Source organism: Nocardia amikacinitolerans NBRC 108937, from assembly GCF_001612615.1.
Lineage (GTDB): Bacteria > Actinomycetota > Actinomycetes > Mycobacteriales > Mycobacteriaceae > Nocardia > Nocardia amikacinitolerans.
Genome location: NZ_BDAU01000028.1, coordinates 44459 through 60205 on the forward strand (window position 1 = coordinate 44459; position 15747 = coordinate 60205).

The following is a 15747-nucleotide window of genomic DNA, read 5'->3' on the forward strand; positions in this document are numbered from 1 at the left end:
CCTAGTATCGGACGTCAGGACTCGCCGGAGGACTCCCGTGGCCGACAGCAGCGCGCTCCACACGCCCACCCATCCCGTGCGTTTCGTGACGTCGGCCGCCCTGTTCGACGGGCACGACGCCGCGATCAACATCATGCGCCGCATCCTGCAATCCCAGGGTGCGGAGGTGATCCATCTCGGCCACAACCGCGCCGTGCACGAGGTGGTCGCCGCCGCGATCGAGGAGGACGTGCAGGGCGTCGCGGTCAGCTCCTATCAGGGCGGCCACATCGAGTACTTCGAATACCTCGCGGCCGCGCTGAAAGAGGCTGGGGCAGGCCACGTCCGGGTCTTCGGAGGTGGCGGCGGGGTGATCGTGGCCGAGGAGATCGAGCGGCTGGCCGCCGCGGGCGTGCGGATCTTCTCCCCCGAGGACGGTCAGCGGCTCGGCTTGCCCGGCATGATCAACGAATTGGTGCGGACCTGCGATTTCGATCTCGCCGAGGAGTTTCCCGCGACCGAGGCGGTGCTCGCGGGCGAGCGGCCCGCGCTGGCCCGCGCCATCACCTGCCTTCAGCAGGACACGCTGCCCGCCGCCGCCCGCGAAGCGCTGCTCGCCGCGGCCGACGCGCGCGCCGTGCCGGTGCTCGGCATCACCGGCACAGGTGGGTCCGGGAAGTCTTCGCTCACCGACGAATTGGTGCGTCGGCTGCGTTCGGACCAGCAGGACAAGCCGCGCGTCGCGATCCTCGCCGTCGACCCGACCCGACGCCGCGGCGGCGGCGCGCTGCTCGGCGACCGGATCCGGATGAACGCGCTCGACGGCGCGCACCTGTTCTTCCGTTCGCTGGCCACCCGCGGCAATCACGAACTGCCGCGCAATATCGACACCATCATCGCGGCGTGCAAGGCCGCCGGGTACGACCTGGTCGTCCTGGAGACGCCGGGCATCGGGCAGGGCGACACCGCCATCGTCGACCACGTCGACGTGTCGATGTACGTCATGACGCCCGAGTTCGGCGCCGCCTCCCAGCTCGAGAAGATCGACATGCTCGATTACGCCGATGTGGTGGCGATCAACAAGTTCGAGCGCCGAGGCGCGGCCGACGCGGTGCGCGACGTGTCGCGCCAATTGCTGCGCAACCGTGAGGCGTTCGGCGCGCGCCCGGAGGACATGCCCGTCTTCGGAACCAGCGCGGCGACCTTCAACGACGACGGTGTGACCGCGCTCTACCAGCATCTGACCGGCCTGCTGAGCGAACACGGCCTGCGGCTCGAGCCCGGCACGCTGCCTCGGGTGGACACCAAGGTCTCCACCCGCTTCGCCCAGCTCATCCCGCCTGCCAGGGTGCGGTATCTGGCCGAGATCGCCGAGGCGGTACGCGGATACCACGCCGAGACCGCCCGGCAGGTCGCGGCGGCGCAGCGCGTCCAGCGGCTCGAGCAAGTACTCGCCGAACTACCCGAGGACACCGCGGTCGCCGATCTACTCGACACCGCCCGCCGTGAACTGAGCGACCACAACGCCGCGCTGCTGGCCGAATGGCCTTCGGTCGCCGAGAGTTACCGCGGCGAGGAGCAGGTGGTGCGGGTGCGCGACCGCGAGCTGCACACGCCGCTGCGGCGGGAGTCGTTGTCGGGCAGCAGCATCGCGCGCGTCGCGCTGCCCCGCTTCACCGATCACGGTGAGCTGCTGCGCTTTCTGCGCGCCGAGAACCTGCCTGGGCGCTTCCCGTTCACGGCGGGCGTGTTCGCGTTCAAGCGGGACAATGAGGATCCGGCGCGGATGTTCGCTGGCGAAGGCGATCCGTTCCGTACCAATCGGCGGTTCAAGGTGCTCTCCGAACATGCTGAGGCCAAGCGCCTTTCGACGGCCTTCGACTCGGTGACGCTCTACGGCCGCGATCCCGACGAGCGACCCGACATCTACGGCAAGGTCGGCACGTCGGGCGTCTCCATCGCCTCGCTCGACGACATGAAGGCGCTCTACGACGGCTTCGACCTGACCGCGCCGACCACCTCGGTCTCCATGACGATCAACGGCCCGGCTCCGACCATCCTCGCCTACTTCCTCAACACGGCCATCGATCAAGCGCTGGAACGCTTTTCGGCGAGCGCGGGCCGTGCGCCGACGCCGGACGAGGCCGCCGACATCCGGGCGCGGACGCTGTCCACCGTGCGCGGGACCGTGCAGGCCGACATCCTCAAGGAGGATCAGGGCCAGAACACCTGCATCTTCTCCACCGAGTTCAGCCTGCGGATGATGGCCGACATCCAGGAATGGTTCGTGCGCAACAAGGTTCGCAACTTCTACTCGGTGTCCATCTCGGGCTATCACATCGCCGAGGCCGGCGCGAACCCGATCAGTCAGCTGGCCTTCACCCTCGCCAACGGATTCACTTACGTGGAGGCCTATCTGGCGCGTGGCATGGACATCGACGACTTCGCGCCCAACCTGTCGTTCTTCTTCTCCAACGGCATGGACCCCGAGTATTCGGTGATCGGCCGGGTCGCGCGGCGCATCTGGGCGATCGCCATGCGCGACCGCTACGGCGCCAACGAGCGCTCGCAGAAGCTGAAGTACCACATTCAGACCTCGGGCCGTTCGCTGCACGCACAGGAGATGAACTTCAACGACATTCGCACCACATTGCAGGCGCTGATCGCCGTCTACGACAACTGCAACAGCCTGCACACCAACGCCTACGACGAGGCGGTGACCACGCCGACCGAGGAATCGGTGCGCCGCGCGCTGGCCATCCAGCTGATCATCAACCGCGAGTGGGGGCTTGCGATGAACGAGAACCCGATGCAGGGCAGCTTCATCGTCGACGAGCTCACCGATCTGGTCGAGGAGGCGGTGCTCAGCGAGTTCGAGCGGATCAGCGAGCGCGGCGGCGTGCTCGGCGCCATGGAGACCGGCTACCAGCGCGGCAAGATCCAGGACGAATCCATGCTTTACGAGCGGCGCAAGCACGACGGCTCGCTGCCGATCATCGGGGTCAACACGTTCCGCAACCCCAACGGCGAGCAGCACCGGGTGATGGAACTGGCCCGCGCCACCGAAGCGGAGAAGAAGTCCCAGCTCGACCGGGTGCGCGAGTTCCAGCAGCGCCACCGCGACGCGGCGCACGCGGCGCTGGCCCGCCTGGACGCGGTGGCCCGCACCGACGAGAACATCTTCGAGGTGCTGATGGACGCCGCGCGGGTCTGCACGCTGGAGCAGATCACCGACGCCTTCTTCACCGTCGGCGGGCAGTACCGCCGGAATGTGTGAGGGGTGGCGGCGGAGTACGCGCAGGCGGCGCTGCGGACGCAGTCCGTCCACAGACCGCGCATGGCCGGAGCGAAGGCGGAGGTACGCATTTCCCCCAGGCCCGCCACCGGTCGTGTGACAATCGCCGGGCCGGGAAATCCGCCACGACAGGAGGGACACGATGGACCTCGCCGGTCTACGCGTGATCGACGCCCACATCCACCAGTGGGATCCGTTGACCACGCCGCGCGATTTCAGCAATCTCGCCCGGCTGTTCAAGTACCTGCCGGTGCCGATCGATCTGGCCAGCCGGTTGGCTCCGCGACGTGACCGCGAATTCGTCGGCGACCCAACGCCATACGTGCATCCCTACCTGCCCGCCGACTACCGGACCGACACCGCGGGCGTCCCGGTGGAGTCGATCGTGCACATCGAGGTGGAATGGACCGGGACGGGTCCGACCGCCAAGGCCGACGAGACTCGCTGGGTCGCCAGCCTGCCCTTCGGCGTCGACACCCCGCGCCTCGGCGCCGTCATCGGATCGGCCGACCCGGCCGCTGACGGCTTCGCGGCCCTGCTCGACGCGCACCAGACCGCGTCGCCGCTGTTCCGCGGCATCCGCACGATGGTCGCGCACCACCCCGACACCGCCATCCGCTCCTTCGCGGGCACCGAGGGCGCGCTCACCACGAGCCGTTTCCTGGACGGGTTCGCCGAGCTCGCCGCGCGCGGACTGTCCTTCGAGGCGTGGGTGTACTCGCACCAGCTGCCCGAAGTGACCGCGCTGGCCGAGCGCTATCCCGAGGTCACCATCGTGCTCAACCACCTCGGCACGCCGGCGGGACTGTTCGGCAAGGTCGGCAAGCGCACCGGGGCCAACCCGGGGGAACGCAGGAAGCTGCTGCTGGCCTGGCGCGACGATCTGAGCGCGCTGGCCGCGAGGACCAACGTGGTCGCGAAGGTCAGCGGGTTGATGATGCCGATCCTCGGCCACCCGGTGCCGCCGCGCGGCAGCGCGACGCCGGTGCCGACGCTTGTCGAGCGGATCGGTCCGCTTGTCACGCACGCGATGGACGTCTTCGGGCCCGACCGCCTGCTGTGGGGCTCGAACTTCCCGGTGGACAAGCCCATCACCAGCATCGATCACAGCGCCCGCGCCATCGCCGAGATCGTGACCGGCCACGGCGGCGGCCCCGCCGACCTGGCCCAGATCTTCCGCGGCACCGCGGAACGCGTCTACCGCGTCGAGGCTCCCGAATAAGTTCGCGGGCCGCGGGCCCGTTGACAAAGATGGCGGGCGCGCGCCTAATGAGGTGGCAGGTGCGGACAATGATGTCGCCCGACATCACATGGGTTCGTACGACGGCGGCCGGACTCATGGAACGAGCGGTGCGATGAACGAGACGACCATCGACCACGAAGTGATCATCGTCGGAGCCGGGTTCTCAGGCATCGGCGCTGCGATCAAGTTGCGCGAGGCCGGATTCGAGGACTTCCTCATCGTCGACGACGCGGACGGGGTCGGCGGCACTTGGCATTGGAACACCTACCCCGGTGTGGCCGTGGACATTCCGTCGTTCAGTTATCAGTTCTCGTTCGATCAGCGGGCGGACTGGACCCGGGTATACGCGCCGGGTCGCGAGCTCAAGGCCTACGCCGAATCGTGCGTCGACAAGTACGGATTGCGCTCGCGCATCCGCTTCGGCACCACCATCACCGACGCGGAATTCGATGAAGAGCGGCATCTTTGGCGGCTGCGTACCGATTCCGGAGAGGAGTTGCGCGCCCGCTACGTGATCAGCGCGACCGGTGTGCTGACCCGGCCGAAGATGCCGGAGATCCCGGGCGTCGGCGATTTCCGCGGCGTCACCATGCACACCTCGCGCTGGGACCACGGGCAGAGCCTGCGCGGTAAGCGGGTCGCGATCATCGGCACCGGAGCTTCCGCGGTGCAGGTCATCCCGGAGATCGCGCCCGAGGTGTCGCACCTCGTCGTCTTCCAGCGCACGCCGATCTGGTGCCTGCCGCGGGCGGACCTGCCGCTGCCCGCGCCGCTGCGGATGGCGCTGCGACTGCCCGGCGGGCGGTCGCTGACCAGGATGATCAGCCAGACCTACGTCGAGCTGACCTTCCCCATCGCCGCGCACTACTACCGCTCGCTGCCCACCGCGGCGATGGCCGAGCGTGCCGGGCTCGCGCACCTGCGCCGCCAGGTCCACGACCCGGCGATCCGCGAAAAGCTGACGCCCCGTTACGCACTCGGCTGCAAACGGCCGAGCTTCTCCAACGACTACCTGGCCGCCTTCAACCGCGACAACGTGCTGCTGGAGACCGACCCGATCCGGGAGATCACCGCGACCGGCGTGCGGACCGACGCGACCGAGCATCGGGCGGACGTGCTGATCCTGGCGACCGGATTCAAGGTGATGGAGTCGGGCAACATGCCGACCTACGATCTGCGCGGCGTCGGCGGCCGTGACCTGGAGAAGTGGTGGGACGAGCACCGACTCCAGGCCTACGAGGGCGTCAGCGTCCCCGGCTTCCCGAACTTCTTCTCGGTGATCGGGCCGTACGGCTACAACGGTTCGTCATATTTCGCGCTGATCGAGACCCAGGTCCGGCACATCCTGCGCTGTCTGCGGCATGCCCGCGCGACCGGCTCGACCCTGGTCGAGGTCACCGAGGAAGCCAACGACCGCTTCTTCCGGGAGATGCTGTCCCGGCGCGGCGGGCAGGTGTTCTGGCAGGAGTCGTGTTCGGTTGCCAACAGCTACTACTTCGACAAGCACGGTGATGTGCCGCTGCGGCCGTCCACCACGGTGGAGGCGGCCTGGCGCAGCGGGCACTTCGATCTGACGGACTACCGGTTCGCCTCGGCGTCCTAGAAGACACAGGACGTCTCCAGCCGCGTATGGCCGGAGCGAAAGCGAATGTACGCAGAATGGGCGCTGCCGCACGCAGCCCGCCTCGAGCCCGCCCATGGCCGGAGCGAAGGACACACTAGGCGCGGGCGGTCGCGGCGGCAATCTGCTGGGTCAGAGTTTCGCGGGCGGTGACCAGCGAGGGTCCGTACCAGGTGAGGCTGCGGCCCTCGACCAGCGCGACCGGAATTCCTGGAAAGGCTTCGGGCCCATCGGTTTCGGTGAAGACGTACGGCTCGTCGGGCAGGATCGCGAGTTCGACGCCGCGGGTGAGTTCCTCTTCCGTGACGCGCGGGTAGCGCTCGGGGCGGTCGGCATGGACGAGTCGCAGGCCGAGGCGGCGTGCCAGGTCACCGGTGAATGTGTCGCGGCCGACGACCATCCAGGGCTTGCGCCAGACCGGGATCACCGCCGCCCGATCGGGCTCCGGAGGCGGTGCGGCCCAGATCTTCTCGGCTTCGGTCAACCAGTTCGGCACGGGGACGCCGAGCGCTTCGGCGAAAAGCCGGGCGAGCGAAGGGAACGCGTCGTCCAAGTTTTCGATTCTCGTGACCCACACCGGGATACCCGCCTCACGCAGCCGCTCGACGTCCCTGCGGCGATTCTCCTCCTGGTTGCACAGCACCAGATCCGGTGCCAGCGCGATGATCCGGCGGACATTCGGGTTCTTGGTGCCGCGTACCCGTTCGACGGAGAGGTCGGCCGGGTGGGTGCACCACTGTGTCGCCGCGATCAGCAGCTCGGGGCAGGTGACCGCGATCGACTCGGTGATCGACGGCACCAGAGACACGACGCGCCGGACCGGGCGGACGATCGTCACCTCGCCACCCAGATCATCTGTCAGCGAGATCCTCTGGGGCGGAACGACATTCATGACAAGATCCGGTCGCACAGGACGCGCAGCCGCTCGGGCGGCACCTCGGGCAGCGTGTTGCCCGCGCCGAGCACCAGCAGGTAGAGGATCTGCGCGGTCTGCTCGGCGGCGGGTTCGGGGTAGCCGATCTCGCCGAGGAGTTCGCGCAAGAACGCCAGCCGTGCCGCATCGACGCGCTGCTTGGCCGCGGCCGCGATGGGATCGTCCAGCGCCCAGGCACGGACCGCGACCTCCAGTCGAGCGGGTGCGCCGTCGGCGAGCACCAGGTCGATCAACAGATCGAGCTTGGCGCGCGGGTCCAGGTCTTCAGCCGCCTGCACCTCGCGGATGTAGCGCAGCGTCTGCACCTCCTCGAAGTGCGCGAGCAGCGCCTTCTTGTAACCGGACATGCCCTGGAAGTGGTGATAGAAGGACCCGGTGCTGAGCCCGGTCGACGCGACCAGCTTGTCGATGGTCAGCGCCGTCGGTCCCGCCGCGCCGAGGATCGTCAGCCCGGATGCCAGCCATGAGGTCTTGCCCGCCACATCGCCCAGCCTATAACATAAATTTTGTTCTGTTCTGAGAGAACTCGCTTTCGGAGGTCGCGATGACCGCGATGACCACCCAGCCCAGCGCCACCGCCGCCCGCTGGCCTTTGCTGACCCACTACGCGGGCGGCACGTTCCTCGGCCTGATCGGCTTCGGCCACCTGCTCGCGCTGCACGTCTTCAACGGGGCCGACGTCGCGGGCGAGGAAGTGATCAACGAACTGTCCAGAAACACCACGACCGCGCTGTTCGAAGGCGGCAGGGAAGTGACTGTGTTCGGGCTCAACACCGGCTATAGCGTGGCCCTGGGAATGTTCGGGCTGCTCTTTCCGCTGCTCGCGGTCGTCGCGGTGCGGGCGGCGCCTTGGTTGATCGCGCGCTGGTCGCCGTTCAACTGGCTGTGCGCGGTCACGGCAGGCGGCACCTTCTGGATCTCCTGCCTGTACTTCCCCGAGACCGTAATCGCTTTCGCCGGACTGTCCGCGCTCTGCTACGCCGCCGTGCTGGTAGGCGGGCCGCGTATGTCGCCGACGTAGAGCGGGGTCGGCACAGCCACGCGAATCGGCACAGCCCGCGCGAGGGAGTGTCCTATGGTTTCGTCCAGGGCAACCGCACGGTTCAGGGCCTGATGACGATGTAGTGCCCAGTGGTCTCCTGGAACTCGACGGCTGCGGCGATGGTGGCGTCATCGAGCGTTGTAGCGCCGATGGGAACGACGATGAGTTTGTCGTCATCGTCGTGGAGCCGGTGGATGATCGCGATGCAGGTTCCGTGTGCTGAGGTCATCGGTTCGGTGGAGCCGAGGTAGTAGGCGTCGAGTTCCTCGCCGTCGGGTGCCAGTGTGTCGGGGACGTAGCCGTAGTTGGCCAGGTAGAGGAATCCGCAGGTCGGGTGGCGACTTCCGTAGGGCCGGTCGATGGTGAGGTGGACCGTCCGGCCAAGGAACTGGCGTGCCAATCGCAACGATCCGGATTCCTCGATCGGGTCTGCGCCGGTCATGTTCGCAGATTATCGGGCGGCCGGGTCGTTATGCGGCTGCCTGCGCGCCTCAGAGACAGAGCCATGCGGGGCGCGCGGAGTTCATGGCAGCGCAGGGTCGGTACACGGGCAGTGGATGGACAGCGCTCCGGCATTACTTCGCCTGCCCCGCGAGGGCAGACTTGGAAGTGGCACCCGGTACCGAGAAATCGGCCCCCAGCGCCCGGACGGGATCCGCCCGACGAAGTCCGGAGACGCGGGGCGCGACCTCGATGCCGGGTGCTGGCCGTTGTCGGCGCGAACGCCGCCGCCGTCCCAGCGCCCGCGGCCGCCTCCGAACCCGCAGCGGTACCAGCGCCCCCAGCGGCCCCGACCCCCGCAGCAGTCCCAGCGCTCGCATCCGCCTCGGCCCCACAGCCGCCCCAAGTGCTCGCGGCGTTCCCGGCCCCGCAGCCGTCCCAGCCCCGCAGCCGTCCTAACGCCCGCAACAGCCCCAGCGCCGCGGCCGTCCCAGCCCCCGGGCCGTCCCAGCCCCCGGGCCGTCCCAGCCCCCGGGCCGTCCCAGCCCCCGGGCCGTCCCAGCCCCCGGGCCGTCTCAGCCCCGCAGCAGCGCGTACAGCGCGCCGAGTTCGCGCAGCCCGGTGGCGGCGGTCGTCTCGTCCTCCGCGCTCATGCGCAGGGCCTTGCGTAGCAGTACGGGGTCGAGATCGTCCATCGCGGAACGGAATTCGACCTTCGGCAGGTCAGGTAGCCGGGCCTCGTCGCCGTACAGATCCTCCGTCGCGACCGGGCGCGGATCGCGTTCGATGACGCGGATCAGGGTGTCGAGGTCAAGTCCGCGCAGGGTGAGGATCTCGCGGGGACGCTCGTCGAGGCGCTCGGCGAGCAGGTAGCAGACGGCCGCGACGTGTTTGCACGGCCAGCCGGGGTCCGGACAGGTGCAGTCGAAGTCCAGCTCGGCCGCCGTGGTCGGGAGCAGCAGCGGGCCGAGCGCGGTGGGCAGCGCGCCGGAGGCGATCTCGGCCAGCATGCCCGGTGAGCTGCGGATCGTCTCGACCAGCAGGTCGAGTTCGTCCTCGCGCAGCGCGCGGACCCGGAACGCCGCGGTGAACGGGCGCGGCTGACTGCCCTGCACCTCCGCGACAACCGCGCCCGGTTCGATCCGATAGCTCACCACCTGGCCGGAGCGCGCGTAGCTGCGCCCGCGCGCCAGCCTGCCTGGCTGGGCCATCGCCTCGACCGCGTCGATCAGCGCCCGGCCCCACCAGGTGCGTCCGAATCCGCCGCGCCTGCTGCGCGCGGTCACGCCGCCCTCGACCGGCAGCCGCTTGCCGTACTTGCTGTAGTCCTCGAAACTCATTCGCCCACCGCCTCGGCGCCGAGGGTGAACAGGTCGCGCAGTTCGTCGGTGCTCAGCTCGGTGATCCAGTTCTCCCCCGCGCCGACGGCCAAGTCGGCCAGCCTGCGCTTGCCGTTGATCATCTCGTCGATCCGCTCCTCGATGGTGTCGACGCAGACGAGCTTGCGTACCTGCACCGCGCGCCGCTGACCGATGCGGAAGGCGCGGTCGGTCGCCTGGTTCTCCACCGCGGGATTCCACCAACGGTCCAGGTGCACCACGTGATTGGCGGCCGTCAGGTTCAGCCCGGTGCCACCGGCCTTGAGCGACAACAACATCAGCGGCGGGCCCTCCTCGGCCTGGAACCCGGTCACCATGGCGTCGCGGCGGCGTTTGGGCACGCCGCCGTGCAGGAACGGGATCGGGGCGCCGAAGCGCTCGGCGAGGAACGGCGCGACGAGCTCGCCGAACTCGCGGAACTGGGTGAACAGCAACGCCTTCTCGCCATCGGCGAGCACCGCGTCCACCACATCCTCCACTAGGGCCAGCTTGCCGGAACGGTGCTTGCCACGGGCCAGTACGCCGGAGCCGTCGCCGAGGAAGTGCGCGGGGTGGTTGCACACCTGTTTGAGGCGGGTCAGCGCGCCAAGCACGGCGCCCTTGCGCGCCATGCCTTTCGCACTCCTGATCTTTTCCATCATGTCGTCGACCACCGCCTGGTACAGCGCGGCCTGTTCGACGGTCAGATTGGCGCGCACCGTCATCTCCAGCTTCTCCGGCAGGTCGCTGATGACGGACGGATCGGTCTTCACCCGGCGCAGCACGAACGGCTGGGTGACGAAGCGCAGGCGCGAGATCGCGTTCTGGTCGTTCTCCCGCTCGATCGGCACCGCGAACCGCGCGCGGAAGGTCTGCGGGCTGCCGAGCAGTTTCGGCATCGCGAAATCCAGCAGCGAACGCAGCTCCTCGAGCCGGTTCTCGACGGGAGTTCCGGTGAGGGCCAAGCGATGTCGCGCCTTCAGCGAGCGGGCCGCACGGGCCTGGCGGGTCGCGGCGTTCTTGATGTGCTGTGCCTCGTCGAGCACGACGCGTTCCCAGTCCTGCCTGCCGAGCGCCTCGACATCCCTGGCGAGCAGCGAGTAGGTGGTGAGCACGAGGTCCGCTTCGGCGATCGCCGCGTCCAAGTCTTCGCCGCCTCGTCTCCCGGCGCCGTGATGGACGAGCACGCGCAGGTCGGGCGCGAACCGCTCGGCCTCGCGCTGCCAGTTGCCGACCACCGACATCGGGCACACCAGCAGCGTCGGGCCGGGGTTGTCGGACTGTTCCCGTTCGTGCACGAGCAGCGCGAGCACCTGGATCGTCTTGCCGAGGCCCATGTCGTCGGCAAGGATTGCGCCGCAACCCATTCGGCTCATCGTGACCAGCCAGGACAGGCCACGCAGCTGGTAGGGACGCAGCTCCGCCTTGAGACCGCTCGGGGCGGGCACCGGCTCCGCGTCGTGCTGCCGGTCGAACAGGTCGGCCGCCCATCCGGTGGCGGTGACCTCGGTGATCGGCACCTGCTCGACGCGGCCGCTCGCGAGTTCACCGATCATGTCGGCGAAGGTGATCGGCGAATCGTCGTGGTGCGCGGCGACGTAGCGGGCCGCGGCGGCGAGCACCTTGTGATCGGCCTGCACCCATTCGCCACGCAACTGGACGAGATCGGATTTGGCGCGGACGAGTCGCTCCATCTCGGCCGTGGTCAGCACGGTGTCGCCGAGCGCCAATTCCCAACGGTAACGGACCAATCCGCGCATGCCGACGGTGCTCTCCGCCGCGGGGACCCCGCTCTCCACGCGCAACCGCATGGACGGGGCGGAGATACTCCACGCGCGCGGCAGCAGCAACCGGACGCCCGCCGCCTGCAACGCGTGCGCGCCGTGCGCGACGAGATCGGCGACCACCTCGGTGGGCAGCAACAGGTCCATCGTGCGCGGATCGGTCGGCAGGTCGCGAAGGCGCGGATAGGCGCGCTGCGCCTCGCCCAGCTTGTCGATCGCGGTGCGGATCAGGCTCGGGTCGCCGTGCAGCGGAATCGGCGACGGCGCCTCGCCCTCGGTGCGCAGGCAGACCTCGAGCCGCCACAGCGCAACCGACTCGTCGGCGACGCCCAGTTCGCCGTCCGGCTCGAGCAGGCGAAGCACCAGTTCCGGCTCGTCAACGGTGAGACTGGCCCGCCAGCGTTCCAGCACCTCGGCGAGCTGATGGCTGCCGCTGTCGAGCGGGCTGTCGCCGACCAGCGCGGCGAGCAGCGGGTGCGACGGCGGCGGGCCGCCCATCAGCCGCCTGGCGATCGGGTCGGTCAGTTCGCCGACCAGGTCTTCCAGTACCGCGGCGGGGCGTCCGGCCGCGTGCAGTGCGGCCGGTGCGGCCACCGCGAGCTCGGCGAGCCAGGCGCGCTGGGCCGCGCCGCCGACCAGTCGCCAGCGCACCCACCATTGGCCGTCGTCCCTGCGCAGTTCCGGGACGACCCGACCGGCCCGCACCCAGCGTTCGACGCCGTGCGCGACATGGGCGAGAAAGCGCAGATCGCCCGCGACGGCCGAAGCGGGCAGCGGCTGGCGCAACGCCGCGGCGGCGGCCTCTGGCGCCAGCGCGTGCGCGCGGACCGTGGCGGGCTCGGCCGCACCGGACGCGGGCACGAGAACCTCGGCCCGGTGCCGGAACCGCGACGCGCGCAGCAGGGCGCCCAGCGGGTCGGGCAGCGCGTCCGGCACCCCGTCGTCGGTCCACAGCAGCAGACCGGCCCCTGGCGACCACAGTCCGTGCAGCATCCGCCCATCAAATCAGGTGGGTCCGACACTTCGCCGCGGGGTTCGGTAGCCGCAGGTCGTCCATGCGAAGTTCGCGGTTCAGGGGCACTATGGACGGTACCGAGAGCATGCCGCGACCAACGGAGACAGCCTGGGTCGAGTGGTACCGGGTGACCGTAGACGCGTCCAAGAACCACGCCGGGATGCGCTGCTACCGCTGGGGCCGTTTTCGGCACATACTGGGATATTCGCTGGTCACGACTGAGAACCACAGCTGGGCGTCAACGAGCGGAGGGCAGCAGCATGACGATTCTGCTCCAGGTACTCGAGCAGAGCTTCACGCCTACTACGCATTGGGAACGGCGCAAGTACACCTTCGTCAACGCCGCCAAGATCGTTGGGATGCGTCTCGACGGCGAGTGCGGTGTGTGGCTGGACCTGTCACGGCCCGGGGAATCACAGCACCTCGCGCACACCCCGGACCCGCATCAGGCGATCACGTTCCTCCTCACCACCTTCGCCAAGATCGCCGAGTGCGAGGAGCGCGGCGGCTCGTGGTTGATCGGGCACGACGGAGCGCACCACGAGTCCATCGCGGCCACCCGATACCCGCCGCGGGCCGCCGAGGTCGCCGACGACGATCTGCTCGCGCGCGCCTGGTTGTGAGCAAGCCTCGCCGCTGATCGGCGCCGCCCCGGCGAAGCCCTCGAATGTCGGTGCCCCCGAGTACAACTGGCACCGTGCGCATCCGTGGTCGTTCGCTCGTGCCGCTTCTCGCGGTGCTGCTGCTCGTCGGCTGCGGCGGGTGGTCCGCCGGACCGGTCGCGCCCGCACCGGGTAGTCCGAGCCGAGCCCAACTCGAACTGTTGCTCGCCGAGGTGCGGGTGGTCGCCGAGCGGCCGCGGCCCGGCGGTTACGAGCGCGGCTGCGGGAACGGACAGGGCTGCGTCTTCGGGCCGTCCTGGACCGACGACTACGACGGTCCGGGCGGGCACGACGGCTGCGACACCCGCAACAATGTGCTCGCCGCCCAGCTCACCGGCGTGCGTTTCCGTGCGGGCACGCGCGACTGCGTCGTGGTGTCGGGCGGCCTCGACGACCCGTACACCGGGGAAAGGAGCACGTTCCGCAAGGCCGACGCCCGCGCCGTGCAGATCGACCACGTCTATCCGCTCGCGGCCGCCTGGGACATGGGCGCGTTCGCCTGGCCGCCGCAGCACCGCGTGCGGTTCGCCAACGATGTCGAGACGAATCTGCTGGTCACCGCGGCGGGCGTCAACCAGGCCAAAGGCGACAGCACGCCCGCGGAATGGCTGCCGCCGTCGCGCGCGAACCACTGCTTCTACGCGGGCCGCTACCTCACCGTCGCGGTGCGCTACGACTTGCCGCTGACCTCGGCCGACAACGCCACGCTGCACGACGTCGCCCGCACGTGTCCGTGAGCCCGCCCGGCGTCAGCCACAGTCGATACCGCCGTCAGTGCCCGGCGAACCCGCACGACCCCGAGCCCCAGCCACAGTCGACACCGCCGTCAATGCCCGGCGAACCCGCACGACCCCGAACCCCGGCCACAGTCGACACCGCTTGCTTGTGCCCGTGAGCATGCGCGGCACCGAACCCCGCCGCTACAGCCGACACCGGACACACGCCCACGAACCCGCGCGCCCCCGCTCCCGGCACTAGTGCCCCGCCCACGAAGGTTGGACAACCAACGCCGACCAAAGGTCACCATTGATCGCCCCACCGCACCGAAGGTCACCCCCGGTCGGTCCACCGGTGCACGCAGGTCGGATGAATGAAGGTGACGTCCAGTCGGTCTGGCGGGATGGAGGTGGCCTTCGGTCGGTTGCCGCGCGGACCATTCTGGACGCGGCATTCGGTCGACACCGCCCGCACTTGCCCGCGAGCCCGCACGACCCGATCCCCGGCCACGGTCGACATCGGACGCACGTGCCCGTGAGCTTGCGCGGCACCGAACCTCGGCGCTACAGCCGACATCGGACGCACGTGCCCGTGAGCTTGCGCGGCAACGAACCTCGGCGCTACAGCCGACACCGGACACACGTGCCTGTGAAGGTGAACCTGCCCGCACCTGGACCCGGCGCTACGGACGTCGCACGCGAAGTGGCGCGCCCGTCCGGGGTCGGGTCGCCGTGTCCTGTGACCTTCCCGAGCTGTACTACGCGCCCGTGGCGACCGGTCGCTTGGGATCGTTCGACCACTGCGACCAGGAGCCCGGGTACAGCGCGGCCTCGACGCCCGCGACCGCGAGCGCGGCGACCTGGTGGGCGGCGGTGACACCGGAACCGCAGTACACCGCGACCGGGCCGGAGCCGAAACCGGCGAAGCGCTCGCGCAATTCGGCCGCGGCGCGGAAACGTCCGTCCGCGGCGAGGTTCTCCGCGGTCGGCGCGCTCACCGCGCCGGGGATGTGTCCGGCTTTCGGGTCGACCGGCTCGATCTCGCCGCGATACCGCTCGCCCGCGCGGGCGTCGAGCAGCACGCCCTTCCACTTGGCGACGGCGTCGGCGTCGACCACCGGCAGCTGGCCGGGCCGCAGTTCGACGTCGCCGGGTTCCGGATCGGGTTCGGCGCCCGCGGCGAGCTCGCCGCCCGCGTACGTCCATGCGGGCAGGCCGCCGTCGAGGATGCGTACGTCGGTGATGCCCGCCCAGCGCAGCAGCCACCAAGCGCGCGCCGCGGCCATGCCGCCGGTCGCGTCGTAGACGACCACCGGGTCGCCGGTGCGGATGCCCCAGCTGCGCGCGCACTTCTCCAGCTGCGCGATATCGGGAAGAGGATGTCGCCCGCGTGCCGGTGAGGGCGGCGCGGCCAGCTCGGTCTCCATATCGACGAAGACCGCGCCGGGAATGTGCCCCTCCAGATAGTGCTGCGGCCCGTCCGGGTCGCCCAGCGCCCACCGCACATCGAGCAAGCGGACCCGCTTGTCCGCCAATGCTTCCCGAAGTTCCCCCGCAGAGATCAGTACCGCGCTCAACCCAGCTCCTCGTCCAGTTTCTCTCGCGCGCCGACCCACTCACCTTAGTGGACACCGCCGGACGTAGTCCGTCGAAAACC

At 69.5% G+C, this 15747-nt stretch carries 12 protein-coding genes; 6 read left to right on the forward strand and 6 right to left on the reverse strand.

Features of this window, described 5'->3' with window-relative positions:
• Nucleotides 1–37 precede the first annotated feature (37 nt).
• From icmF to NAM01S_RS20510, 3 genes are all read left to right on the forward strand, one after another.
• Entirely contained in the window at nt 38–3256 is a 3219-nt protein-coding gene (icmF, locus tag NAM01S_RS20500) for a fused isobutyryl-CoA mutase/GTPase IcmF (protein WP_067787627.1), read from the forward strand.
• A gap of 160 nt (nt 3257–3416) precedes the next feature.
• A complete protein-coding gene (locus NAM01S_RS20505; protein WP_067787629.1) occupies nt 3417–4496 on the forward strand; it encodes an amidohydrolase family protein in 1080 nt (359 codons plus the stop codon).
• Nucleotides 4497–4629: 133 nt separating this feature from the next.
• A complete protein-coding gene (locus NAM01S_RS20510) occupies nt 4630–6120 on the forward strand; it encodes a flavin-containing monooxygenase (protein WP_067787631.1) in 1491 nt (496 codons plus the stop codon).
• Between the two features lie 115 nt (nt 6121–6235).
• Here the strand turns inward: NAM01S_RS20510 and NAM01S_RS20515 are convergent, their stop codons facing one another.
• Nucleotides 6236–6976 carry a helical backbone metal receptor gene (locus tag NAM01S_RS20515; RefSeq protein WP_253799033.1) on the reverse strand — a complete coding sequence of 247 codons (741 nt, stop codon included), beginning with the start codon at nt 6974–6976 and terminating at the stop codon, nt 6236–6238.
• Between the two features lie 50 nt (nt 6977–7026).
• On the reverse strand, nt 7027–7554 hold the full coding sequence (locus tag NAM01S_RS20520) for a TetR/AcrR family transcriptional regulator (protein WP_067787634.1): 528 nt from the start codon (nt 7552–7554) through the stop codon (nt 7027–7029).
• Nucleotides 7555–7616: 62 nt separating this feature from the next.
• Between NAM01S_RS20520 and NAM01S_RS20525 the strand changes: the two genes are divergently transcribed.
• The gene (locus NAM01S_RS20525; RefSeq protein WP_067787635.1) at nt 7617–8093 is read left to right on the forward strand and encodes an LIC_13387 family protein; all 477 of its coding nucleotides are present in this window, start codon (nt 7617–7619) and stop codon (nt 8091–8093) included.
• Between the two features lie 82 nt (nt 8094–8175).
• Here the strand turns inward: NAM01S_RS20525 and NAM01S_RS20530 are convergent, their stop codons facing one another.
• The 3 genes from NAM01S_RS20530 to NAM01S_RS20540 form a co-directional block, all read right to left on the reverse strand.
• A complete protein-coding gene (locus NAM01S_RS20530) occupies nt 8176–8556 on the reverse strand; it encodes an inorganic diphosphatase (protein ID WP_067787637.1) in 381 nt (126 codons plus the stop codon).
• Nucleotides 8557–9130: 574 nt separating this feature from the next.
• Entirely contained in the window at nt 9131–9895 is a 765-nt protein-coding gene (locus NAM01S_RS20535; RefSeq protein ID WP_067787638.1) for an SWIM zinc finger family protein, read from the reverse strand.
• Complete coding sequence (locus NAM01S_RS20540; protein ID WP_067787640.1) at nt 9892–12690, reverse strand: DEAD/DEAH box helicase; 2799 nt, start codon at nt 12688–12690, stop codon at nt 9892–9894. The genes NAM01S_RS20535 and NAM01S_RS20540 overlap by 4 nt, the downstream gene beginning before the upstream one ends.
• A 282-nt stretch (nt 12691–12972) precedes the next feature.
• On the opposite strand from NAM01S_RS20540, the gene NAM01S_RS20545 reads away from it, so the two are divergent.
• Both NAM01S_RS20545 and NAM01S_RS20550 read left to right on the forward strand, forming a co-directional pair.
• A complete protein-coding gene (locus NAM01S_RS20545) occupies nt 12973–13335 on the forward strand; it encodes a hypothetical protein (protein ID WP_067787642.1) in 363 nt (120 codons plus the stop codon).
• A 44-nt stretch (nt 13336–13379) separates the two neighbouring features.
• Nucleotides 13380–14111 (forward strand): HNH endonuclease family protein, encoded by a 732-nt coding sequence (locus tag NAM01S_RS20550; RefSeq protein ID WP_067787644.1) that lies wholly within the window; start codon nt 13380–13382, stop codon nt 14109–14111.
• A gap of 737 nt (nt 14112–14848) precedes the next feature.
• Here the strand turns inward: NAM01S_RS20550 and NAM01S_RS20560 are convergent.
• Nucleotides 14849–15667, reverse strand: a complete 819-nt coding sequence (locus NAM01S_RS20560; protein WP_067787652.1) for a sulfurtransferase — start codon at nt 15665–15667, stop codon at nt 14849–14851.
• Nucleotides 15668–15747 lie beyond the last annotated feature (80 nt).

Excerpts from the sequence above, each read along its gene's own strand:
- NAM01S_RS20505 (WP_067787629.1), top strand. The coding sequence starts at position 3,417 with ATGGACCTCGCCGGTCTACGCGTGATCGACGCCCACATCCACCAGTGG.
- NAM01S_RS20550 (WP_067787644.1), top strand. The coding sequence starts at position 13,380 with ATGTCGGTGCCCCCGAGTACAACTGGCACCGTGCGCATCCGTGGTCGT.
- NAM01S_RS20540 (WP_067787640.1), bottom strand. The coding sequence starts at position 12,690 with ATGCTGCACGGACTGTGGTCGCCAGGGGCCGGTCTGCTGCTGTGGACC.
- NAM01S_RS20530 (WP_067787637.1), bottom strand. The coding sequence starts at position 8,556 with ATGACCGGCGCAGACCCGATCGAGGAATCCGGATCGTTGCGATTGGCA.
- NAM01S_RS20545 (WP_067787642.1), top strand. The coding sequence starts at position 12,973 with ATGACGATTCTGCTCCAGGTACTCGAGCAGAGCTTCACGCCTACTACG.
- NAM01S_RS20525 (WP_067787635.1), top strand. The coding sequence starts at position 7,617 with ATGACCGCGATGACCACCCAGCCCAGCGCCACCGCCGCCCGCTGGCCT.
- NAM01S_RS20535 (WP_067787638.1), bottom strand. The coding sequence starts at position 9,895 with ATGAGTTTCGAGGACTACAGCAAGTACGGCAAGCGGCTGCCGGTCGAG.
- NAM01S_RS20510 (WP_067787631.1), top strand. The coding sequence starts at position 4,630 with ATGAACGAGACGACCATCGACCACGAAGTGATCATCGTCGGAGCCGGG.